20 protein-coding genes are annotated in these 22,580 nt (G+C 34.5%); 1 reads left to right on the plus strand and 19 read right to left on the minus strand.

Annotated elements, in window-relative coordinates; all coding sequences use genetic code 11:
- Positions 1–8 precede the first annotated feature (8 nt).
- A complete protein-coding gene (locus ACFSTE_RS12850) occupies positions 9–2,357 on the minus strand; it encodes a TonB-dependent receptor (protein ID WP_378253427.1) in 2,349 nt (782 codons plus the stop codon).
- 94 nt (positions 2,358–2,451) lie between these two features.
- Between ACFSTE_RS12850 and ACFSTE_RS12855 the strand changes: the two genes are divergently transcribed.
- Positions 2,452–3,462 carry a helix-turn-helix transcriptional regulator gene (locus tag ACFSTE_RS12855; RefSeq protein ID WP_176027190.1) on the plus strand — a complete coding sequence of 337 codons (1,011 nt, stop codon included), beginning with the start codon at positions 2,452–2,454 and terminating at the stop codon, positions 3,460–3,462.
- A gap of 87 nt (positions 3,463–3,549) precedes the next feature.
- Here the strand turns inward: ACFSTE_RS12855 and ACFSTE_RS12860 are convergent, their stop codons facing one another.
- From ACFSTE_RS12860 to ACFSTE_RS12945, 18 genes are all read right to left on the minus strand, one after another.
- Positions 3,550–4,137 carry a nitroreductase family protein gene (locus ACFSTE_RS12860; RefSeq protein WP_176027189.1) on the minus strand — a complete coding sequence of 196 codons (588 nt, stop codon included), beginning with the start codon at positions 4,135–4,137 and terminating at the stop codon, positions 3,550–3,552.
- A gap of 15 nt (positions 4,138–4,152) precedes the next feature.
- Positions 4,153–5,961, minus strand: a complete 1,809-nt coding sequence (locus tag ACFSTE_RS12865; RefSeq protein WP_378253430.1) for an IucA/IucC family protein — start codon at positions 5,959–5,961, stop codon at positions 4,153–4,155.
- Between the two features lie 19 nt (positions 5,962–5,980).
- Positions 5,981–6,601, minus strand: coding sequence for a GNAT family N-acetyltransferase (locus ACFSTE_RS12870; RefSeq protein WP_217704358.1), 621 nt, complete (start codon positions 6,599–6,601; stop codon positions 5,981–5,983).
- Between the two features lie 11 nt (positions 6,602–6,612).
- Positions 6,613–8,430: an IucA/IucC family protein gene (locus ACFSTE_RS12875; protein ID WP_176027188.1), complete on the minus strand. Its 1,818-nt coding sequence runs from the start codon at positions 8,428–8,430 to the stop codon at positions 6,613–6,615.
- A 166-nt stretch (positions 8,431–8,596) separates the two neighbouring features.
- Positions 8,597–9,754, minus strand: coding sequence for an MFS transporter (locus tag ACFSTE_RS12880; RefSeq protein WP_176027187.1), 1,158 nt, complete (start codon positions 9,752–9,754; stop codon positions 8,597–8,599).
- A gap of 227 nt (positions 9,755–9,981) precedes the next feature.
- The gene (locus ACFSTE_RS12885) at positions 9,982–11,319 is read right to left on the minus strand and encodes a lysine N(6)-hydroxylase/L-ornithine N(5)-oxygenase family protein (protein ID WP_176027186.1); all 1,338 of its coding nucleotides are present in this window, start codon (positions 11,317–11,319) and stop codon (positions 9,982–9,984) included.
- A gap of 55 nt (positions 11,320–11,374) precedes the next feature.
- Positions 11,375–12,883 carry a pyridoxal phosphate-dependent decarboxylase family protein gene (locus ACFSTE_RS12890; RefSeq protein ID WP_176027185.1) on the minus strand — a complete coding sequence of 503 codons (1,509 nt, stop codon included), beginning with the start codon at positions 12,881–12,883 and terminating at the stop codon, positions 11,375–11,377.
- Positions 12,884–13,209: 326 nt separating this feature from the next.
- Positions 13,210–13,710, minus strand: a complete 501-nt coding sequence (azu, locus tag ACFSTE_RS12895) for an azurin (RefSeq protein WP_378253433.1) — start codon at positions 13,708–13,710, stop codon at positions 13,210–13,212.
- A gap of 50 nt (positions 13,711–13,760) precedes the next feature.
- Positions 13,761–14,099 (minus strand): cupin domain-containing protein, encoded by a 339-nt coding sequence (locus ACFSTE_RS12900; protein ID WP_176027183.1) that lies wholly within the window; start codon positions 14,097–14,099, stop codon positions 13,761–13,763.
- A gap of 170 nt (positions 14,100–14,269) precedes the next feature.
- Positions 14,270–15,013, minus strand: coding sequence for an SDR family oxidoreductase (locus ACFSTE_RS12905; protein WP_176027182.1), 744 nt, complete (start codon positions 15,011–15,013; stop codon positions 14,270–14,272).
- 225 nt (positions 15,014–15,238) lie between these two features.
- On the minus strand, positions 15,239–17,056 hold the full coding sequence (locus ACFSTE_RS12910; protein ID WP_176027181.1) for an IucA/IucC family protein: 1,818 nt from the start codon (positions 17,054–17,056) through the stop codon (positions 15,239–15,241).
- A 323-nt stretch (positions 17,057–17,379) separates the two neighbouring features.
- Positions 17,380–18,117 carry a YggS family pyridoxal phosphate-dependent enzyme gene (locus tag ACFSTE_RS12915; RefSeq protein ID WP_176027180.1) on the minus strand — a complete coding sequence of 246 codons (738 nt, stop codon included), beginning with the start codon at positions 18,115–18,117 and terminating at the stop codon, positions 17,380–17,382.
- Entirely contained in the window at positions 18,114–18,710 is a 597-nt protein-coding gene (locus ACFSTE_RS12920) for a MarR family winged helix-turn-helix transcriptional regulator (protein ID WP_176027179.1), read from the minus strand. Before ACFSTE_RS12920 ends, ACFSTE_RS12915 begins: the two co-directional genes overlap by 4 nt.
- Positions 18,711–18,722: 12 nt before the next feature.
- Positions 18,723–19,460 carry an AAA family ATPase gene (locus tag ACFSTE_RS12925; RefSeq protein ID WP_378253436.1) on the minus strand — a complete coding sequence of 246 codons (738 nt, stop codon included), beginning with the start codon at positions 19,458–19,460 and terminating at the stop codon, positions 18,723–18,725.
- A gap of 31 nt (positions 19,461–19,491) precedes the next feature.
- Positions 19,492–19,749, minus strand: coding sequence for a DUF2024 family protein (locus ACFSTE_RS12930; RefSeq protein ID WP_176027177.1), 258 nt, complete (start codon positions 19,747–19,749; stop codon positions 19,492–19,494).
- 79 nt (positions 19,750–19,828) lie between these two features.
- Entirely contained in the window at positions 19,829–20,062 is a 234-nt protein-coding gene (locus tag ACFSTE_RS12935; protein ID WP_176027176.1) for a thioredoxin family protein, read from the minus strand.
- Positions 20,063–20,080: 18 nt separating this feature from the next.
- A complete protein-coding gene (locus ACFSTE_RS12940; RefSeq protein ID WP_176027175.1) occupies positions 20,081–20,836 on the minus strand; it encodes a hypothetical protein in 756 nt (251 codons plus the stop codon).
- A 168-nt stretch (positions 20,837–21,004) separates the two neighbouring features.
- Entirely contained in the window at positions 21,005–22,468 is a 1,464-nt protein-coding gene (locus tag ACFSTE_RS12945) for a catalase (RefSeq protein WP_378253441.1), read from the minus strand.
- Positions 22,469–22,580: the final 112 nt, after the last annotated feature.

The following is a 22,580-nucleotide window of genomic DNA, read 5'->3' on the forward strand; positions in this document are numbered from 1 at the left end:
ACTGATTGTCAATTGTTTTTATTAGATATGAAGTATCTGAGTTTTACATAGAATGCCCTTCCGGGTTTTTGTATATCCATATTGTCCTTAACAACAGCATCTGTAAAATTTCTCGCTTGTACAGAAATGTTGTATTGTCCTTTTTTAAAAGAATATCCTAATTGAGCATTGTGTGATAACTGCTCAGGTATATGTCTCCTATTGGAAGGATTTCCATTACTAAAAGACATAAAAGGAAATTCATGTACATAATAGGAATCAAAAGAGAGGGATAAATTATCATGGTCAGAGAATAGATCCTCAAAGTTATATCCTGTTCTCAGATTCCCAAAAAAGTATGGGATATTGGCGACACGTTCACCTATTCTTTTGTCCTTTATATTTTGATAAGTAGTATTTACCGAAAAAAAGAAATCATTATAAGAGGTTGTTATTTCACTCTCAATACCAATATTATTTGTTTCGGCATAGTTATTATATCTGGAGTAAATCCCTTCAGATGTTAAGACCATTAAGTTTTTAACATCCCGTATAAATAAATTGCTGTCGATATTAACTCGGATGTCGTTCCATTTTAGGTCCCAGATAAAACCTAAATTACCGTTGTAACTTTCTTCTGGTAATAAAAATGGATTTGATTCTAGTAGTAATCCATCTCCAAACATTTCGTATCCTTCAGGGATTCTATAGGATTTTTCAAAGGATCCTTTAAGTTGGAAGTTTTTTGTGACTTTATAGCTGGAAGCCATTCCGTACCCTAATTTTTCATATCTGTTTTCGAAATATTCTAAACTAATTTGATGTCTTTCTGTGTTTTTGACACCTTCGGATTGTAATATATACCCCTTGGTAAAAAGAGAAGTATTTAACATATTGTCAAGTAAGGAGATATCGTATGAAAGACCTAGTATATTTTTATCAAGAATATGAGGGGTTTCAAAAGGGATGCCATCTAATTTTGCAGGGTCTTTTCCTCTTCTTCTGAGGTAGTTTTTCGTATAATTAACACTTACAGAACTGTTTTCATTTACCTTGTAATTCGAAGAAAAATTAATCATGTAAATATTGTCTTTGAACTCAAAGAGCGTTTTGTCTCTTCCAAACTCTCCTGCTACATTTCCATTACTTTCATCTACTTTAAAATTACCGAACCAGTCATATCTTCTGGATGCTGTATCTACAGTTCTATCTCTGTTTTCAGCAATAGAAGCATATAGATTTAATTTTAACCTTTCTTTAAAGAGTTTTGATTTTCTATAGATGATAGCCGCTTGTTTTACATTATTTTCTTCAAAAACTTCTCCAAATGGTTGCTCCGGATCTATCGAGTGTTGTATCTCATTATTGTTGGAGGATGCGATAAATCTCACCGCAAGTTCATCAGCAATTTTCTTATCAACAATTCCTGCTTGTATATTGATCATTTGAGATTCATAAGCATCGTGGAACCGTCTTACATTATTACGTCTTTCTCCTGTATCATTTCCGAGTTCGTCTCTTACCAGAATTCCATCAATTGTATAATCATTATCCGAATAATTATAATAGGAAGAAAGGTTGATTTTAAAACCGGTTTTGCTATAGTATTGTGTATTCAAAGTTGCCCGATGTGTATTAAAAGACCCACCGTCATAAGAAACATCCAAGAAATTATTCTTATGCTTATTAGTAATGATATTGATGGAACCTCCCATCGCATCTGAGCCTAAATAGATAGGAACGACACCTTTGAATACCTCTACTCTTTCGATTAGTGTAGCAGGGAAGTTATTAAAAGTTAAAGAGCTTCCCAGATTTTCTTGTGGGATATTATTAATAAAAAACTTTACTTGTTTTCCTGATAACCCATTCAAAGAGAAATTAAAATCAGAACCTAAACCACCGCTTTGTCTGATATTAACACCAGGGACTGTTTGTAGTACAGCATTGATATCTGTACTTATGTTTTTTAATCCTTTTATCTGTATCGCTTCTACCTCAAAAGCCTGCTCCTTAACTTTGGAAGCTCCTGTTTTGGCAGTAAGATGCACATCTTTGAGCTGATTGATATCCTCTTTTAGAGCAATGGTAATTTCCTTTTGATCCCCTTCAGAGAGGACGATTTTGGTATGAGTACTTTTGAATCCTAGATAACTAGTAACCAGTGTGTAAGATCCTTTTGGTAGTTCTAAGGAAAACTGACCATTAAAATTACTGACCGTTCCTTTGCCATTAATTTCTTTAATAAGAATAGTCGCTTCAGGGATTGGAGTTGCATTCTCGTCAGTGACTGTTCCGGTAATTTTACTTTGCGAGAAAGCAACAGAAACCAGAAAGAAAAGAAACGAAGGGGCATTTCTTTTTACAAATTTCAACATTTTTATAAACAAAACTTAATTTATTATTTATATTTGATCTAAATAAAATTTCATTGCAAAAGTAGTGTCTGTAAAAAGATTAAAATGACGCATTATGGAAAAAAAAAGACGGGAAAAAGAACTGTCTGAAAGTACCTGTGTAAGAGAGGAAGATAGGGTTCCTATATCTGCTATGAATGTGTTGATTAATGAGTATTTTCTGGGGGGGATGAAAGTAAAATACTTCAAATTTTTGGAAGAATTTGGAGATGGATACTTAGAATATTATAGTTTCGATGGATTTAGTATCTATATATTCGACGTATTATTAAAGCAAGATGCTAAGGAAGATGAGTATGGAATAAAGGATTTTTTAGAGCTTTCGTATTTAATTAATGGGGAACAGATTATAAAGGTAAAAGGTAGAGAAGAGGATATTATATATGAAAGTCAGGAAAGCTATTTGGTGTATTTATCAAAAGTGTCTGGTACTGTTTTATACAATAAAAATAAATACCTGAAGGAAATCAAAATACGGATGAATTCAGATTTTATAACGAATCGGGGGCTTCATGAAGATTTTTCTATCAAGGCAAAGTATGACTTGGATCACTTGGGAACTAAATTTATAGAACCGATTTGCGCTAAAACACAAGGAGTTCTTACAGATATTTTTTCGGATCAAAAAGCAGGAGCTTTAAAACGATTATTCCTCGAGTCAAAAATATTAGAATTGTTATCGATGAAATTAGATTTGATCAAAACGATTAGTATTGACATGTCTAATAAAGATAATCTGGTAAAAAAAGTATACCAGGTGCAAGCTATTATTGGGGCAGATTTAACTGTTCAATATTCGATTCATCAATTGGCCAGACAGGTAGGAATGAATGATTTTATCCTGAAAAAAGAATTTAAACGGGTGTTTGGAAAGACTATTTTTGAATATACCATTCACGAAAGAATGAAAAAGGCAAAGAAGCTGTTGATTCATACAAAAAAGCCTATTTATGAAATCTCGGAACTGGTAGGGTATAAAAACTCAACGCATTTTACCGCTGCTTTTAAAAAAATGAATAAACTAACACCAAAGAAATTTAGAAAATTAGAAGTATCAGTTGTTTGATATAATGAAAGACACATCAATTAATAATGTTGGCGTTATCATTAATAAACTGATGTGCTTTCTATGGTTAGTTTGGGAAAATCCCCCTTATTTGATATCCCAAACCAACTTTCTTTTCAAGGTGCTCCGTTTTCGTTTTTCTTGAGACTCTTCTTGTATATATCCCATATAGAAAATCCCGAGGCAGCGTTCGTGTTCTTTTAGATCAAGGGCATTACCATATTCAATAGCAGCATCACAGGTATCCCAGTAACATCCTATATTCAAAGCAGTACAGGAAAGCCACATATTCTGAACAGCGCACGAAATCGCAGCAATCTCTTCCCATTCTGCAATTTCTACTCGCTGGCTTCGCTGAAATATAATAGCGATCATAGTTGCATTTTTAGGGTATTCTATCGTCGATTGATAGCGGGATGGAGGATATTGCTCTTCTGATAAACGCTCTTTATAATATTCCATCATATATTGTCCAAATACCTCCTGATGTTTGCCGGATAAACCAATAAATCTCCAGGGTTGCGTTTTTTTATGTGTTGGAGCCCATAATGCATTGGTAATAATTTCCTCAATCAATTCTTTAGGAATCTCTTTTGAGATATAATTACTCGCATAGGTTGTTCTTCGCTTTCGTATGAGTTGGCTGATCGGATGTATAGAAAGTGTAGTGCTCATAAATGATGTGTTAATTTATAATTTCCGAAATGGTGCAATTGGATTCTCCAGAGTGCCTTCCAGTTTTAGGCTTTCGATTGGGGCAGCCAGGTTTAACATCTGTTTGGTGTTATCTAATTGTAAACGATTAAGACAGCACCTTTTGAATTGCTTGACAAAGATGTCATAACGTTCGAATCTAGGGGTTAATTCCGGGTGAGCTTGTTTGTATTTATGAATGCAAATAGCTACCTGTTTCCAAAATAATGTTTCAGGATAATTGCAATGCTCATCCAGAATAGGGGTGATAAACCTGAAAATACAATCGAATACATCTGTAAAAATGGATAGAATCTGCATTTCATCAGTGGTTTCTGTATACAGTCGTTGTACTTTTTCAGGGAGTGTTAGTTGATCATTGAACACAATTACTTCTTCTGTAATATCTTTCATGATAGCCCTGACAGGAATGTGATCCTTCATGACTAGAATCAAGTTTTCTCCATGAGGCATAAATACGATACCGTATTTATAAAAGCAATGGATAAGCGGGGCTAAATAAGCAGATAAATACTGTTGTACCCAGCTTTCTGTATTGATTGGGGAGGCTTTAATAATCTCCTTGAGAAAAGAATTGCCTTCATTATCTTGATGCAGGAGTGCTGCCATGGTCATTAGCTGTTCCCCTTCCTGGATTTTGGTATCAGGACTTTCTCTCCAGAGAGCAGAGAGCATTTTATTATGTGCTTTTGTTTTTCCAAGAGGTTCGAAGTACAGGTTTCTATACCCGACTGTAGCAACTTCTCTAAGCATGGTAAACCCTTTTTTATTAAGGTAGGAATCAGTATCTAATAGCTCAGAAATCCATTCGGTAATTGGGGGGGTGCTCCCCATATAGTACGGTGATAACCCTCGCATAAATCCCATATTGAGAATGGATAAAGAAGTTTTGGTATAAAACTTTTTTGGGTGGTCGAGGTTGTACAGTGATCGAATGGATTGCTGAGCAGAATGTCGATAAGGACCTTCTCCTAAATATACAATGGATTGATTCGCTATATCCTGTGAAAAAACAGTGGTTATTTTATTATTCCATTGCCATGGGTGAACAGGAATGAATATATATGCTTCTGGAGAAAGTGATTTATCAATTAATGTAGTATTAAACCTAGTAATCGTTTCTTCTCCTAATTGCTGAGCCATCACTTTTTGATAAGAGAGCTCTTTTGTGCAATAAAAACTAGCATTCTCTTTATGACCCGCAATCCAGATAATATGAAAAGGGAGGTCAGCTTCTGGAGAGTAAGCTAAAAATTCTTTGGTGTTAAACCCGATCCTTCCATTGTTGGCAATAAAGCAAGGGTGTCCTTCTGTCATTGCATGTTCGATCCCCTGAAAATCTTGATGTACTAAAGAAGCAGCATCAAATGTTTCTTTCTTGTATTTAAAAGCAGCACTAAACAATGTACTGGTGATTTCTTCCATATAAGTAGGAAGCATTTCATCAGAGATCCCCAGTGTATGCCTGAATTCAATAATAAATTTAAGAGAATCCAGAGGTTGCTTTTCTTTGTGATGATATTTTGTAATTGATTTGGGGTCAATATGCCAGTGATCTAATGCGTATTTCTTGGCTTTAAAAGTATACGTGATCTCAGGAGTATCAGCGATCACTTTGTAATGTCCCCAATGGTTATTGGTTTGTTGTAATTCGGGGGTTATAATTAATTCATGAGCAAGTTCACTAAGAATTTTTCGGGTATGTAAGCGATTTACTTTTTCCCAGATTTCGGGTATAAGGTGTGGGGTTATTTCTTGCTCATATATCGTATTGACAGTGTTCATTAGTTGTTTGGTTTAGGTTTTAAATAGTAGCAGCATTGGTTTTGATAGCTTTTTCAAAATCAATTCTTTCACAAAAAGCCAGATGTGCTTTTTTATGTGGTAACTGGATTTCTTTTTGGTATTTGAACCCGGCTCTTTTATTCAGGACATGGATTTTTTTATTATTGCTATCAGGTTCTACCACAACCCTGTTTGTAGCTGGATCAGAAAAAAGAAATTCCATAACAGTAGTGAAAATATTCCAGGTAAAAGAAGGGATTCTTTTTGTAGGAGGACCTACTAATATGTGCATTCCAATATCATTTGCTAATGCATTGTAATATGATCCGATGATATCTTTAGAAGCCTCATAGCGTTCCATTAAGAAGATAGGGGCACCATCTAGTATCCCGATAAACGCATCGTGGTATGGAAGCGCAAGTAAATCATTGTAGATTGTCGTGGCTTCTTCCAATGTGTTTTTTTCCATCCCCCAGAAAGCAGCATAAGGTTGTGTAACCCATTCGTGGATTGTTTTGATATCAGAAGCGACATGCATAGGTCGAAGACTAATATCTCCTAATCCCTCTATTGTTTTGGTGTATACAACAGCGGGAGTATTATTTTTATAATTAGTATTGATGACGTTCTTAGCTGACATAATCCTCTGTATTAGTTGGTGAATGTATTTTCCTTTTTAAAAATCGCTATGGGATTTTGTAATTTTCCTACAAATTGCAATTGAGATACCGCATCATGCATATCAATCATTTGACGATTTTGATTTAGTTGAAGCCTGTTTAAACACGATAACTGGAACTCTCCGGCAAAAAGGTCATAATGGTCAAACTTATCGTTTAGCTCAGGGTGTCTTTCTTGATATTGTTGAATATTTTCAGCGACTATTCTCCAGAAATTATTTTGATCATAAGCAGCATGTTCTTCCAGTATGTGTGCCATATACCTGAAGAAACCGTCGAAAATATCGATGAAGAAAGAAAGTATTTTAATATCATCCGGAACGACCTCGTATATACGCTTTATTTCTTCAGGAACATCAATATCTGGGCTTAAGATTGTAGCCTCATCTGTAATGTCTTTTAAAAAACTTCCTACTGGAACATTGTTATCCATAACCATGATCAGGTTTTCTCCATGTGGCATGAACACAAGATCGTATTTGTAAAAACAATGAATAAATGGGCTTAAATATGCTTTGAGATAACTTCTGAGCCAGTCATCGATTGATAGACCAGAGGCGTTTATGAGTTTAGGTAGGAAGGCTTCTCCGTTGGTGTCAATATGTAAAAAAGCAGCCATAGTCATTAATTTTTGCTCTCTTTTAATCATATTCGTAGGGCTTTCTCTCCATAATGAAGCCAATAGTCTGTTGTATTCGCTCTCGGGACCAAGCGCCTCAAAATAAGGATTGATAAAACTAACAGCTCCGATTTCACTAAGCATTCTGAAATTTGTTTCTATTATATAAGGATCCTTATAGAGTAGTTCTTCTAGCCAGGCAGCAACTTTAGGAGCGGATTCCAGATAATACATCGCTAACCCTCTGACAAAGCCCATATTCAGAATAGATAAGGCTGTTTTTGTATAGAATTTATGAGGGTTGCTGATATTAAATAAGGTTCTGATTGATTGTTGTGGTTGGTATTGATCAGGATTGGAACCTAGAAAAATCAAATCTCCTTTTGCAATCTGAGGGGAGAATATATTGACTAGTTTATTGTGCCATTGCCAGGGGTGTACGGGGATAAAATAATATGATTCGGGATGTTGCCCTTTTTCTGTTATTATTTGATTAAAGCGAGTTATTGTATCCTTTCCTAATTCCTGTTCGATAAGGATTTTATATGGCAATTCTTTTTTTGCAGAATAATGCGTGTGGTCTTTGTGTCCAGCTAACCAAATAAGCGAAAATGTTTTTCCAGTCTCAGGAGCATAGGCTTGATAATCCGTGCTATCAAAACCGATTCGTCCATTATTAGCTACAAAACCCGGATGTCCTTCGGTCATTGATTTTTCGATAGTTTGAAAATCAGCATGTACCAACTCATCCGATGTGAGGTTGTCCGAAGATAATTTATAAATACTTCCGTGGAGTGTGCTTATAACTTCTTCCAGGTAGACAGGAAATCTGGCGTCATCAATTCCTAAGTCACTTTTAAACTCCTTGAAAAATGAAACTACATCCAGTTCTGAAGGACGATTATTGTCTGTTTTTCTTAAAGAATCATCTTTAATCCAAAGATGACGTAAGTGTAAGAGCTTAGCATCAAATGTGTATTTAATAGTGCTGTTCTTTACGGCTAATTCATAGGTGTTCCATCCATTTTTTGAAGAAGAAACAATGGTGGGTTTGATTAATAATTCATGATAAAATTCGCATATTGCCTTTTTTATCAGATGTCGATTACTTTTATACCAATGCTTGGGGGTTAAATGCACACTGGCTTGTTTGGGTGAAATACGATTCATAATTATAGGTTTATAAGTGTATACAAATTATAATGATTACAAGACGGGGTATGGGTACTTGTGTAATACATTAAAAGAGAGTCTCCGTTCCTTGATAAAAGAGGTGTTGTAATTTTGATAGGAAAATAGGAGAACATCGGTTTAGGTTTTAAAAATAGACAAGAGGTTATGATACTTTTGCTAATTTCTTTTGATTCGATTTTAGCTCTGTTTTAAAAAATATATAATATAAGCTGACTGTGATTCCGAATCCGATTAATGCTGTAAAAAAAGGAATTCTTAGTCCGTAATTATCTACCAGGATCCCTATCGAAAAAGAGGACAATAGTACTCCCAGGTTTTTGAAAAAATGAATTTTACTATAATCGGTAGTATAGGATTCTTTGGTACTGAAAGTAAAGAGTAATACCTCCATTCTAACAACGATATGAAATATAGCCCATCCATAAATGACACGTCCTGCAATAACTAAAGCTTCATGAGGGATTCCCTGGAGTAATAACCCAATAATCCCCAGAAAAATAGAAGACATGATTCCTTCATAACTGCCCTTTTTTGATGATTTACTTTTATTATACCATAATGCAATTAATGCCATTAGTCCAGGAATAGCATATATGGATCCAGAAATAATTTTACTGTCATATACCGATAAAAATTCCCAGTATTTAGAGAAGAATGGGCGAATAGATGCGGAACTAAAATATAAAATCAATAAAATAAGTCCCAGTTTTAGTACAAAACCTTTAGGAGAACGCTGATTTTCGGGAAGGTTTTTGGAAGCGTCTTCTTTTTTTGTTTTGGAAATATTGCTGGTTAGTAAAAATATACTGGTCGCCATTAATAAGAAATCTCCAATTGCCTTGATCAGATAAATATTATTTGCATCCAGAAAGTCGACAACAATTCCTCCGATGACAGCTCCTGAAATACTTCCTAAATGAACAACAACTGATAGTAGTCCGATCGTATTTGTATGCTCTTTTCGGGTAATTGTTTTTAGAATATAAGGATATACCAAGAGATAACTTCCTTTAAAAAGAATCATGATTAATGATACAATCCAAAAATTGAGATAAGATGTCGTCCAATAGCAATATAAGGCCAGAATACCAGCGATAAATTGAGTACATACTAATATATTAAGTTCTGCAACTCGTTTAGAAAGATATGCCCAGCAAGGGAATGAGATCATTACCATTGCACATATAGCAGCAAAATAATATCCCACATATTTAGGGTCGGTAACACCAAAACGAGCTTCAAAAAACTGAGGATAAAAAGGATGTAACATATAGTCGCAGAGAACTGCTACTAAAGTCATAAATATCAAAAACGACTTGATTTTCATTTTGTGTAAAAGAGTTAAGAAAGATTTATTGTTTATTAGGAGAAACGGATGATTGTGTAATTTGATGTTTTGTAAAAAAGAAGTAAAAAGCTTGACAGTCAAAAGAAGAAAAAATACTTTTTATTCTATAGCTATGGTTTGAATAAAAATCTGATAACTGCAAGCTTTTGTACTTCTGCATGGTTGGCGTAATATTATTGTTAAGACGGATTTACAGCATTACTTACCTGGATTTCTTCATCTTCCGTTACTTCAAATTGCTGGAATGCTATTTTTTGTTCTATCGGATAGTATTCTTTTCCGGTAATTTCTTTTATGATGTACGAGTTTCTGTAACAAGCCATCCCTAAATCCGGAGTAACAAACCCATGGGTATGTAGTTCAGCATTTTGCACGAAGATTTCGTTTCCTTTTGTATCAATACTATAGTTACGGTTAACGGCATATCTGTTTTTCTGATCCCACTGGATTCTATTTTCGATATCTTCTATAAATGTTGGTTGTTTATAGGTATATCCTGTCGCCAGTACGAGCCCTTCTACCAGATGTCTGTAATGCTTATCCTGCTCTGTCTGATGTATTTCTAAATTAAACTTGTTTTGTTCAGTGTCAAAAGAAGCCTTCTTTAATTCAGAATTTGTTCTTAACTGGATTTTAATATCATCCTTGATAAGTTTTTTGGTATATAACAAATCAAAAATAGCCCCTATCAGATCTTGATTCACTCCTTTGTAGAGGTGCTTTTGATTAGAAATTAAATGATCTCTTTTGGTTTCAGGAAGGTTATAGAAGTAATCAACATATTCAGGAGATGTCATTTCCAGTGTTAACTTTGAATACTCTAATGGGAAATATCTTGGCGATCTGGTTATCCAGTTTAATTCATAACCAATAGTGTCGATATCCTGTAATAAATCATAGAATATTTCTGCTGCACTCTGACCACTTCCTAAAACGGTAATTGACTTTTTTTTCTGTAATTCTTCTTTGTGATATAGATAACCAGAAGAATGAACAGCCTGTGATTTAAGAGAAGAACAACACTTAGGGATATAAGGAACCGTTCCGGTTCCAAAGACTAATTTTTTTGCTTTGTATATTTTCAGGTCACTTGTTTGAGTACAGGTAGCGGTAATAATATAGCATTTTTCTTGTTCGCTGTATTGAATATGCTTTACTTCTGTACTAAAGTGAACATTAGGGAGTTTTTTGATAGCCCATTGACAGTATTTGTTATATTCGTTTCTCAAAACAAGGAAGTTTTCTCTTATGTAAAAAGAATACATACGCCCTTGCTCTTTCATATAGTTAAGGAAACTGAATGGGTTGGTAGGATCAGCGAGCGTTACAAGATCCGCCATAAAAGGAATCTGTAACGTGGTGTCCTGAAGCATCATCCCGGGATGCCAATCAAACTTTTCTTTTTTATCTAGAAAAACACCTTCTAATTCATCAATAGATTCTGTGAGACATGCCAGACCAAGGTTAAATGGACCCACTCCAATAGCTAAAAAGTCCAAAATTTTTGTGTGGTTCATAGGGATTTGATTTTTTTGAATTTAAATAATCGTTAAAATGTTATGGCAAAAAAGCCTAATTACTCATTTTATATTCCTGCCCTTTTTGCTTGATCTGATTTATAATGTCTATAAGGTTACTTATAGTACTTTTAGGGTTTAAGAGGGTGAATTTTAAATAAGTATTACCGTTATATTTCGTACTGGCAACAGATGTTTGACCAGACTTGAATAAAGTGTTTTTTATAAATAAATTGATGGTGTCATGAATGGTGTTGTCTTCAATTCCTTTGGCTTTGAAACGAAAGACTAATGTACTTAATTCGGGTTCATGAATCACTTCGAAAAAAGGATCGTTCTTAATTTCATGATAGATTTCCTGAGCTAGTAAATGAACTGCTTCCAGATAAGAAGCAAGTGTTTTTTGTCCCGTAACTTTTAAGGTGAACCACAATTTTAATGCATCAAATCTTCTGGTGGTTTGCAGTGATTTTTCAATGAGATTAGGACATTCAGTATCTCTGCTTTCTAATGGGTTTAAATAATCAGCATAATAAGAAACATAGCGGAAATGTTGTCTGTTTTTTGCAATAAATGCACTCGAACATACAGGTTGGAACATTGTCTTGTGAAAATCTACCGTTACAGAATCTGCGTATTGCACACTTTCTAATAAGTGCTTATGTGTATCGGTTATAACATAACATCCCCCATAGGCGCCATCTGCATGTAACCAAATATCGTATTCTTTAGCGATTTTAGAGATGGTAGTAAGAGGATCGAAACTTCCGAAATCAGTAGTTCCCATAGTGGCAACGATACCGATTGGGATATTCCCGTGTTGTTTTTCTTTTTCGATAGCCTGAACCAATGCTTCGGGTTTCATCTTCATTCTTTCATCGGTTTCAATTGTGATCACCGAATTATATCCCATACCGAGTAATGCCGCATTCTTCTTAATGCTAAAATGTGCTTTGTCCGAACAAAAAAATCTGAATTTACTCACTACATCAGCCCATCCATTTTCCTTAAGGTTTAATCCGAAGTGCTTAAACGCATAATGATCTCTGGCCATCAGGAGTGCCATAAAATTAGACTGGGTTCCTCCACTGGTGAATACTCCATCGGCTTCTTTTGGGAACTTAAATTCGTTACTGATCCACCTGATCATTTCTTGTTCTATCAAAGTGGCAGAAGTGCTTTGATCCCAGGTTTCTACTGCAGTATTAACAGAAGATGCGATGAGATCACCTACAAGTGCCGGAATTAATATGGGACAATTAAGATGTGCTACATATTGTGGATTGTGAAAAGAAATTGCATGATCTAAAAATAAAGTCTTAATTTCTTTTAAACTTTCTTCTATAGAAATAGGAGATGATGGATCTGCTTGTATAAGGTGCTTAAGAGCTCTCAGGTTATTTGGCTTTTCTCCACTATAAAAATTCTCATTGTTTAGGAAACCTTTGATGTATTGTACTGCATTAAAAATCGCATCTTCATATTCGTGTTTGGAATCGGCATCAAAAAGAAGTTTGGTGTCAATTGAGAGAGGAGTAAGAGTTTTTTCAGTTTCAAGTAGCATAATTATTTTTATTTGGTCTAAATAATTTTTTACACAAAACTAAATCCAAACAAAAGAACTAAATGACGTATAAGGGAGAAAAAAAGACGCGGATGAAGCCGTTCACGTATAGAAGTATTCACAGATTTATACGTGATTTATAGAAATAACTGTTAATGATTTGGTAAAGGGAAAAGGAAGTGTCTAAAAGATTTAAAAAAACTGCGATTAATTAACATATGTTTTGAAAACTAACCGCAGTGAGAAATTGGTGTTTTTTTTAGTTTAAAGAAAATCTGACAGTGTAGAATAGGACTTCTTTTATTACAATATTAGAATCATTGTACTTATTCTACAATCAATTTTCCTTTCATTAATGTATAATGTGCCGGGAAGCTACATATGTAATCATAGGTTCCTGGAGCAGGAGCATCAAAGGTAATTGTTACTTTTTCTCCTCCTCCTATTAACTTCGTATAGGCAATGACGTCGTCACCCTCCGGAATGTATTCTGTATCCTTTGCTTTCATTGCTTTTCTGGCAAATTGAATAATATCAGTTCCTTGCTGTAATAACACAAAGTTATGTCCCATAACATTTTTACTCATGGTTCCTGTGTGCTGGAGGGTTAATGTAATTTTTTCGCCTTTTTTTACTCGAAGTATTTTTTTATCGAATTGCATCTGGTCATTAGAAGATAAGATAATCGTGTTACTGACGAGATCATTCGATGATGCTTCGGTTTTGTTTTTTGATTGGATGGTTATTCTTTCTGGTTTTTCTTTCTGGTTGGAATTACATCCTAGAAGGGCGATGATGGTACCTGCAATAAATATTACTTTTTTCATATAAATAATTTACTTGGAATAGTGTGTTGTTTTTGTCAAAGACAAGCATGCTATTGTACGATGTCCTTAACTCTTTTTTCTGAATCATTCTTAGATAAAGAAAGCCTGATAATACTATCTTCTTTTGCAAATAAACTATGAGGAACTCCTCCTTCTAATGAAATAATATCTCCTTTCTGAAGCAGATATGTTTCCTGCCGAACAGTAAAGGAGATAGCTCCTTCAAATATTTCGACCGCAATAGGAAATGGTGTTTGATGTTCTTTCATGAGTTGACCATTTTTCATTGCAATTCGAATTTCTTTAGCGTATTCAGTTTCTAACAATACAGAAATAGAAGGTTTTTTTTCATTGAATGTTACATCTTTATGGAGAGAAGCTATTTTCATAGGGTGTTTTTTTGCATTAAATAATACTAAGACATAGTACAGAACATATAATTCTGTAATTAAGAATGAATCAAAATTATAAAAAAGCTACTTGTCATTATATGATTCCAGTCATAAAATTATGATAAGGTGATATGAAAAATTTATGCATAGACATAAGATGAAATGTATCAGTTGTTAGCATTTATTTTTTTGATGGCGAAAGAGGGAAATAGACGTGATATAAGGTAAAAAAGCTTTACTTTTCCTACTTTAACTTCAGTTTTACCCTTTTCAATGGCTTGTATCATTTCTGAGACCGCCTGGTTTGGCTGAATTGCAAAAGAAGGGAGTTTAGCACCTTTATGCCATGGTGTGTCTACCAGAGGGAATAATACTTCTATTACGTTTATGGGAGTGTTTTTTAGCTGTAGTCTCAATGTTTGTGTAAAAGAATGTAACCCGGCCTTTGTCGCGTTATAAATGGGGTAACTGGCTTTAGGAGCGTACACTAAACCTGTGGTGATATTGATGATCGTAGCCTTGTTATTTTGAGCTAATATGGGTAAAAAAAGTTTAGAGAGTGTAATAGGAGCGATAAGGTTGGTATTGATTTCTGTAATTGCTTTATCGATCATATTCGGGTCGTCCATAAAACTGGTATTGTGAACTAGTGCGGCATTATTAATAATAATATTACACCTGGGATAAATACTTGCTACTTTATGCGCGAGAGATTCACAATCTTGTTGCCTGGATAAGTCGCAGGAATAAGTAATTATATCAGGATAAGCAGTTTTTACCCGTTCAAGTTTTTTTTCAGATCTTCCACAGATAATAACTGTATTGTTCTGGTGAATCAATTTTTTGGCAAGTGCTAAGCCAATTCCAGAACTTCCTCCGGTAATTAAAATAGTGTTGTTTCTAAGTATCATAACCATATTGAATTAATGACAACAAAGAAATAGTGATTACAACAGATATGCATTGATTTAGATCAATCGCATTATTTTTGTTTTTTAAGAAAAGTAAATGATTGGATTCAGATAGGGGAGAGGTCCGTTGATATGGGATAACCTGAAAGAAAAAGCTTCTCTTACTATAAAAAATAAAAGAGAAGCTTTCCGTGATTTTAAAAAAAAAGTAAGGACGTATTTTGTTTAGATTGCTAATGGGTTCGGGAAGTGAATATGAGTTACAGCTCCTACAGGATTTAAAGCCTCATCTTTTCCACTAAGTCGAGTTAGTAAATTACTTTTTAATTGCCAGGTATCGCTATCCAATAAGTAGGATGCTAATTGGGTTTCATCCTTCGTTTTCCAATATGCTAATCGTTCACGAAGGTGTTCTAAGAGTACTTTTTCTTCAATGAGATCTTGTATCGCAAAACTAGTGACGATTTCCATTACATTTCGGGCAAAAAAGTAATAGGCATACCAGGCCCCTACTTCATCATCTGCTCCCGATGCTTTTGTAGGAAGCTCGATATCGGGTACATAGGCAGCAACTTCTTCGGATTTAGATTCTCTAAAATAGAACCCTTGACTATCCCTAAAATAGATTTTATAAGGATATCCGGCTTCATCAATTTCCAACATCGTATTTTGATGATGGGCTTCGAATATAAGACCAAATTCATTGTATACCGATATGATTGTGTCTAAGAAAATATGAATGTATTTCTTAAACCAGATAAGGGATACTTCAGAAAGAGAACGTTGTTCCTGCTTACTGATATGAGATATGATATTATGCAGACGATCTGAGTAGCCTAATACCCCTTGCTGACATAATTGACCAAGCATAAAAATGTTTTGATCGAGTTTGGTAAACGGATTTTCTCTAAGACAGGTGTTACATCCTTTGATGATATGATCTCCACTTTTTAATGTAATATAGCCTGGATCTTTTATTACGACAAAATTAGGGTGCGCTTCTTTAAACTTTCTTCCGAATTCCGAATTCATTAATTTACTAATCTCATATCCGGTAACCATTTCTTGATATAAGTTACATCGTACTGAATTGGTAATTTTGATATGCAAAGAGAATTTTAACATAAAATCACTGTCTTCTGCATATACAGTTCTAAAAGAAGAGGTAGCTGTAAAGTCAGGTCCCATTTCTCCTAAAGAGAACAATACTTCTTTTTCTAATAGTTCTTTAAAGACATCATCATTTTCTTGCAGATAGGTGGCTTCCCAAGGGTGTAATGGAAGAAGTTTCCATGTAGGATTTTCTGTGATTTTTTGTTTGGCTAATGGCGTTAAGTGATGTTTATCTTTTAACGCTTTCATCAATATGGTAGAAACAGGGGAAGCTTCTGCATTATTTTCTAGGATGTACTCCGGATGTGCTAAAAAATAATGAACTTTAAATTTAGCTTTTGTTTCAGGAGAGTATTTAATTAAATCATCATCAGAAATGGCAGATCTGCTTTTGGGAACAGGATGTGCCGGAGGTCCGGGGATGATAGCTTGATCTGCATCTATAAAATTAGTTTTTATAGCATGAATGCTTTCTATGTCATTAAAATTGAGGTCTCTGTATTTTAGAAACATTTCAGTATTATCACAACTATTAAGGATGCTATTTTTGAAATCCTTCATAGTTTCATTAGTAGTAGATTGCCCTTTCGTTAGGTCTTCTAATACTATCTCTGAGAAATCAGAAAGGTTTGGGAAATTAATCGTATCTGAGACCCGATCTACCACTATTACTGGAAGCTGCAAAGAATATCTCCACTTGTTTAAGGATTTAAAAGTAACCGGACAGTAAATATCCTTGTTGACAAAATTTAAAGGTAGATGTATCCAGTTTGTATACGAAGTGTCTTTAAAATGATTTTGTAAAGAACTACTTTCTTTGGATAGAGAGTTTAGTACAGTTCCTCCTTTGTGAATATCTACAATATAACAGTTAAGTAGGGCGGTAAAGGAAATTTTTTCTGCTTCATTTCTATATGCTGTTGATTTCATGAAACGGTTTTTAGGTTTAGGTTTATGAGAATACATTTTAAAATATCACTTAGAAGTTAAAGTGTGATATTTTTATTTAGATTTATTAAAATTAATAATCGTGATTGCAAATATATTATAAACCTGCCTATATCTATGACTTTTGAGGGGTGAATTTTGTATTAAAAAAAATAGTTGTTTGATTGTGAGTTCTTAATAAGTAATAGGAAGGGAGAGGGATAAAGAAAGATAAGCTGATATCCGAATATATCAACTTATCTAGAGGTGTATATTTTGTTTAAGAATTAAAAATATTAATACCTGACTGTAGAAATATTGTATTTTTATATGATGGTTTTCTGTTCGTTCCAGTAATAAGTGTCTGGATATTCTCTTTCTCCAAAAATAGCAGTCCCTACCCGAATGATAGTAGCGCCTTCTTCTATTGCTATCTCCAGATCTCCACTCATCCCCATAGAAAGCTCTTCAATTTTTATATTGGGAATAGCTGAGGCATTTACCTGTTCCTGAATTGTTTTAAGTGTTTTAAAACATTTTCGTACTTCTTCGGATTTTGTACTTAATAGACCAATAGTCATAAGCCCTTTGATGTTTAATGTCTCGAACTGGGATATTTCTTTGAGTAAAGGGATCGCATTCTCTGGGGAGACACCAAACTTACTTTTTTCTCCGGAGGTGTTTACTTGTACAAAAATATCTAGTGTTTTATTATCCAGAGCAAGCCGATTATGGAGCTTTTGAGCTAGAGAAATTCGGTCTACGGATTCTATGCAATGTGCCCATTTCAGGACCTCCTTAATTTTGTTAGTTTGCAAATGCCCTATAAAGTGGATTTCCGGTTTAGCGACAGAAATGGTACTCGCCTTTTGTTTTAATTCCTGTACTTTATTTTCTCCAATCAGAGAAAATCCTTCATCGATTGCAATTTGAATCCGATCAGGAGAAACGGTTTTTGTAGCAAGTAGTAAACGAACTTCTTCAGGGTTTCTATTAGATTTATGGCAGGCAGTCTGAATGCGTTTTTGTATAGTATGTAGGTTGTTAATGATGTGTTTTTTCATGTAGAAATGGCTTGATGTTCAGGGCAGTCGACCCTGAGTTCTTTGGTTTTTAATGGTTTTTTGATAAGCGTACAATAATGATTGTCCTTCTCTTTTTGATAATGAAAACAAGTAAAACACATGCGTTGTACCGTAATGATATCTTGCTTGTTAAGTGAATGAATCATTTGTAGCAGGCTCATAAAAAAAGTATTTTTCTCATTTACAGAAAGAGAAGAAAGCCCTTTTTCCATGCTATTAGCAAAATGGCTTGTTTTTTCAGTAATTTCTTTCCCTTTCTCTGTCAATTGAATGGAATAGCTTCGGGCATCTTCTTCTTTAATTTTGAGAATCAACCCTTTTTTTTCTAGTGATTTTACGGCATCACTAACCGTTGGTTTTGTTAGAGAAAATTCTAATGCCAGATGCCCGATTTTTCTTTTTTCAGCCGGATGAAACATACAGAAAATCAAAATTTGTATTTGGATAGGACTTAATCGATATTCTTTGGCTTGTTCCCATAAAAGTACCCGAAAAGATTGAGAAATTCTTTCCAGAGATACGATGATCTTCTTCGTAATGTCATCAGCATTGGGATTAAAGATACTATCCATAGTACAAAAATATTAGTTCGTGATGTTTATATTGATCAGAGCAGCTTTCTTTTTCTCTTCCTCTTCAATGACTTGTTTTTTGACAGCATTTATAGCAAGCACTTTAGCTTCGGCAAAAGAGATGTCATATTCTCGTTTGATATTTCTGAATTTCGCTGGATACTTATCCAGAATATGGTTGTAATAAGAGTCTAATAATTGGTGATGAGGGAGTTGAAAATGAATTTTAATTTCAAATCTTCTCAGCAATGCTGTGTCAATGACATGAGATTGATTGGTAGCAGCAATAATGATTGCATTATCCGGGAGATAGTCGATTAACTGGATTAGTGTATTGACAATCCGCTTCATCTCACTGGAATCAGTATCGTCATAATCTCTGATTTTTCCTAAAGAATCAAATTCATCCAAAAACAGAATTGAACCTTGCCGGGTCACTTTTTTGAATAGTGTAGTGATATTTTTAGCGGTTTCTCCAAGACGAGAAGAAACAATTGCTCCAAGATTAACGACGATAATTTTTTTACCAAGTGCTTTAGCAAGCGCTTTTGCGGTCATTGTTTTTCCACAACCCGTGTGTCCGAAAAAAAATAATTTATTGTTAATAGGTAAATTATACTGTTTTAAGGCTTCTGCATGGGAATATTCTTTGATAAACTGATCTATTTTTTCCTTTCCTTCAGCATCGAAAGTGATATCATTAAGGTCAACAGTCCCTTCCTCTTCAAAATACAAATCGGATAATGTCATAGTGCTAATGTAATCATCTGTTATAAATGGATTAACAATTTTCCATTTCTATAATATAAAAATTATTTTTTTTAATGTGATTTTCGATTTCTTCCGGGGCCGTTTCTATGTGGCAAAACCTGCAAGCTGAGGTCGTTAAACCAATGTCAGACACCCCTTTTGAAGATAAATATGCTTTTCCATATTCATATACTTTTTCTACAGGCGTATTTTCTTCAACAAGAATATCAAAATGCATAATTACAGATTTATTTTTAGGTACATAGGTGTCGTATACTGATACTTTCATTTTTTCTTTTATTTAAAATTGTTTAAAAAGTTGGTTGCCAAAGAATCAGCTAAAGATTTTTTGGCAACCCTATTGTTGATTAGCCTTTTACATCGGCTAAAGATGCTCCAAAATTGATATGGAGTACATTTCCATTAGGGGTAACCAGTGCAGGGACTGATTGTACTCCAGCTTTTTCTGCATCTGGAAGTCTGGAAGTGTCTTCTGCAAAGTTTACAATCTCAACTTCAGAAGGATTAATTAATGATAATAGGTCTTGCTCTGCGCTAACACATACAGAACATCCGGCGTGATAAAAAATTGATTTACTCATAACATTGATTTATAATAATTATTTAATAGTGACAGTATATGGAAGTGAAAGGTTGGTTGACGCTATGCTATATACACTATAAACCCCAAGCATTGGAATGTCCTTTTTAGAAGTGTTTACTTGCATATAAGCAGTGACAGCATCAAAAGAGAATTGTGTCTTGTTATTTATTCTGGATTTGGGAACTAGTACTTTTATATAGTTCTCTTTCTTGAGTACAGAATATCCAGGAGAATCCATAAACATTGGCATTCCGGGATTTGTAGGAGGAAGTTTTATTGATGAATCGCCTTTAGAGAATTGTTTCACAGAAAATCCTCCGGGGACTCTTTTATCTTCCTGTAAAATAACCCAGTGCGGATGCCATATAATTCCATCATCGGTATAATTCATATTGGAATTCTCATCCCATAATGGCGTGTCATCAAAATCCGGATGAGATGTTATCGCTAGGGCAACAATACCGGTAGTAGCTGAGAATCCAACATCAATAGGAGAGAGGGTAGTGGGGAATACATATCCCAGTACAGGGGCTCCGTCTAATTTTCCATAAGTTATAGGGGTTGTTTGTCCGGCAGTCCCTTTAACCTGTATTGAAAAAATTAGCTGTTCCAGTGCTTGATCATACTGTACTTCTGTTGCAATGATCTTTAAGTCCTCGCTGGTAGAAAAGGACTCATGTTCATTTGTTTGTTGTCTTGCAAAACTTGATATGCAATACATAGAAACAATGTATAAAACAACATGTAGTTTTGATAAAGAATTGCTTGTCATGGGTTATTGTTATTAAGTTATAATGCGAATGTATACATAATAGTTAGGATTCCTAACTATTATGTATACGTTTTTCTTATAATGTCATAGATGGATATTATATGGTATAAAAAAAGGTATTCAATACTGATTGAATACCTTTAATCGAATTTAGATGATTGAGAGCTCTTATACGAGATCCAGTTCGGTAATTTTAATACCGAGTGCTTTTGCTACTCCTTTCCCATATTCAGGATCTGCTTTAAAGCAATTGCTTATATGGCGTTCCTGAATAAATCGTTCAGCACCTCCTACTTGTCTGGCGGTGTTTTCGAAAAGAGTTTGTTGTTGTTCTTTGGTCATAATTCGAAATAAAGCTCCAGGTTGCGAATAATAATCTTCATCTTCTCTGTGATTCCAATGGTATGCATCTCCCTCTAAAGCCAATGGGGGTTCTGCATGTGATTTTTCTTCTTTCCACTGACCATAGCTATTAGGTTCATAATGAACAGAAGCTCCTTCATTTCCATCTACCCTCATTGCTCCGTCTTTGTGATAATTATGGAAAGGACATTTAGGTGCGTTAACAGGGATTTGGTAGTGATTAACTCCTAATCTGTATCGTTGTGCATCTCCATATGAGAATAATCTACCTTGTAACATCTTATCAGGGGAGAAACCAATTCCATTGACAACGTTCGCCGGGTTAAAAGCTACTTGTTCAACTTCTGCAAAATAGTTTTCGGGATTTCGGTTCAATTCTAAGACACCAACATCAATTAACGGATAATCACTATGTGGCCATACTTTAGTTAAGTCAAAAGGATTGATGTGATAATCTTTGGCTTCTGCTTCCGGCATAATTTGCACTTTTAGATTCCATTTTGGGAAATCTTTATTTTCGATACTGTCAAACAAGTCTCTTTGATGACTTTCTCTATCTTTTCCGACAACTTCTGCAGCTTCCTGATCACTTAGGTTTTCAATTCCCTGTGCTGTTTTGAAATGGAATTTTACCCAAAACCGTTCATTATCATGATTGATAAAACTAAATGTATGACTACCATAGCCATTCATATGTCTATAAGTTTTAGGGATCCCTCGTTCACTCATGGTCATAGTGATTTGATGTAGAGATTCTGGTAATAATGTCCAGAAGTCCCAGTTGTTATTAGCACTTCGAAGGTTTGTTTTAGGATCTCTTTTTACTGCTTTATTTAGGTCTGGAAATTTATATGGATCACGTAAGAAAAATACAGGTGTATTGTTTCCTACTAAGTCCCAGTTTCCTTCTTCTGTATAAAATTTAACGGCAAATCCTCTAATATCTCTTTCTGCATCTGCAGCTCCTCTTTCTCCGGCAACTGTCGAAAACCGAAGGAAAACATCTGTTTTTTTATTGACCTTCGAGAATATTTTGGCTTTTGTGTATTTGGTGATATCATGAGTGACAGTAAAGGTTCCGTATGCCCCAGAACCTTTTGCGTGCATTCGTCTTTCAGGGATTACCTCTCTGTCAAAGTGCGCCAGTTTTTCCAGGAACCATACATCCTGTAATAACATAGGACCTCTTTTTCCTGCTGTTTGTACATTTTGGTTTTCAGCAATCGGTTTCCCCGATACTGATGTTAGTTTTTTATTATTCGCATCCATAACTAGTTGTTTTATAGTTTCAAAACTACAGTATTAATATGTATAAACAAAATCGATTGTTTTAATATAATAATAACAAAAAACTATACAAGTATAAATGCCTTTGTACTCA

This window comes from Aquimarina hainanensis (assembly GCF_042684685.1).
In the GTDB taxonomy this organism is placed as follows: Bacteria; Bacteroidota; Bacteroidia; order Flavobacteriales; family Flavobacteriaceae; genus Aquimarina; species Aquimarina hainanensis.

What these genes read in the sequence shown, in the direction of transcription:
- ACFSTE_RS12850 (WP_378253427.1), bottom strand. Translation starts at nt 2,357, where the DNA reads ATGTTGAAATTTGTAAAAAGAAATGCCCCTTCGTTTCTTTTCTTTCTG.
- ACFSTE_RS12855 (WP_176027190.1), top strand. Translation starts at nt 2,452, where the DNA reads ATGGAAAAAAAAAGACGGGAAAAAGAACTGTCTGAAAGTACCTGTGTA.
- ACFSTE_RS12860 (WP_176027189.1), bottom strand. Translation starts at nt 4,137, where the DNA reads ATGAGCACTACACTTTCTATACATCCGATCAGCCAACTCATACGAAAG.
- ACFSTE_RS12865 (WP_378253430.1), bottom strand. Translation starts at nt 5,961, where the DNA reads ATGAACACTGTCAATACGATATATGAGCAAGAAATAACCCCACACCTT.
- ACFSTE_RS12870 (WP_217704358.1), bottom strand. Translation starts at nt 6,601, where the DNA reads ATGTCAGCTAAGAACGTCATCAATACTAATTATAAAAATAATACTCCC.
- ACFSTE_RS12875 (WP_176027188.1), bottom strand. Translation starts at nt 8,430, where the DNA reads ATGAATCGTATTTCACCCAAACAAGCCAGTGTGCATTTAACCCCCAAG.
- ACFSTE_RS12880 (WP_176027187.1), bottom strand. Translation starts at nt 9,754, where the DNA reads ATGACTTTAGTAGCAGTTCTCTGCGACTATATGTTACATCCTTTTTAT.
- ACFSTE_RS12885 (WP_176027186.1), bottom strand. Translation starts at nt 11,319, where the DNA reads ATGAACCACACAAAAATTTTGGACTTTTTAGCTATTGGAGTGGGTCCA.
- ACFSTE_RS12890 (WP_176027185.1), bottom strand. Translation starts at nt 12,883, where the DNA reads ATGCTACTTGAAACTGAAAAAACTCTTACTCCTCTCTCAATTGACACC.
- azu (WP_378253433.1), bottom strand. Translation starts at nt 13,710, where the DNA reads ATGAAAAAAGTAATATTTATTGCAGGTACCATCATCGCCCTTCTAGGA.
- ACFSTE_RS12900 (WP_176027183.1), bottom strand. Translation starts at nt 14,099, where the DNA reads ATGAAAATAGCTTCTCTCCATAAAGATGTAACATTCAATGAAAAAAAA.
- ACFSTE_RS12905 (WP_176027182.1), bottom strand. Translation starts at nt 15,013, where the DNA reads ATGATACTTAGAAACAACACTATTTTAATTACCGGAGGAAGTTCTGGA.
- ACFSTE_RS12910 (WP_176027181.1), bottom strand. Translation starts at nt 17,056, where the DNA reads ATGAAATCAACAGCATATAGAAATGAAGCAGAAAAAATTTCCTTTACC.
- ACFSTE_RS12915 (WP_176027180.1), bottom strand. Translation starts at nt 18,117, where the DNA reads ATGAAAAAACACATCATTAACAACCTACATACTATACAAAAACGCATT.
- ACFSTE_RS12920 (WP_176027179.1), bottom strand. Translation starts at nt 18,710, where the DNA reads ATGGATAGTATCTTTAATCCCAATGCTGATGACATTACGAAGAAGATC.
- ACFSTE_RS12925 (WP_378253436.1), bottom strand. Translation starts at nt 19,460, where the DNA reads ATGACATTATCCGATTTGTATTTTGAAGAGGAAGGGACTGTTGACCTT.
- ACFSTE_RS12930 (WP_176027177.1), bottom strand. Translation starts at nt 19,749, where the DNA reads ATGAAAGTATCAGTATACGACACCTATGTACCTAAAAATAAATCTGTA.
- ACFSTE_RS12935 (WP_176027176.1), bottom strand. Translation starts at nt 20,062, where the DNA reads ATGAGTAAATCAATTTTTTATCACGCCGGATGTTCTGTATGTGTTAGC.
- ACFSTE_RS12940 (WP_176027175.1), bottom strand. Translation starts at nt 20,836, where the DNA reads ATGACAAGCAATTCTTTATCAAAACTACATGTTGTTTTATACATTGTT.
- ACFSTE_RS12945 (WP_378253441.1), bottom strand. Translation starts at nt 22,468, where the DNA reads ATGGATGCGAATAATAAAAAACTAACATCAGTATCGGGGAAACCGATT.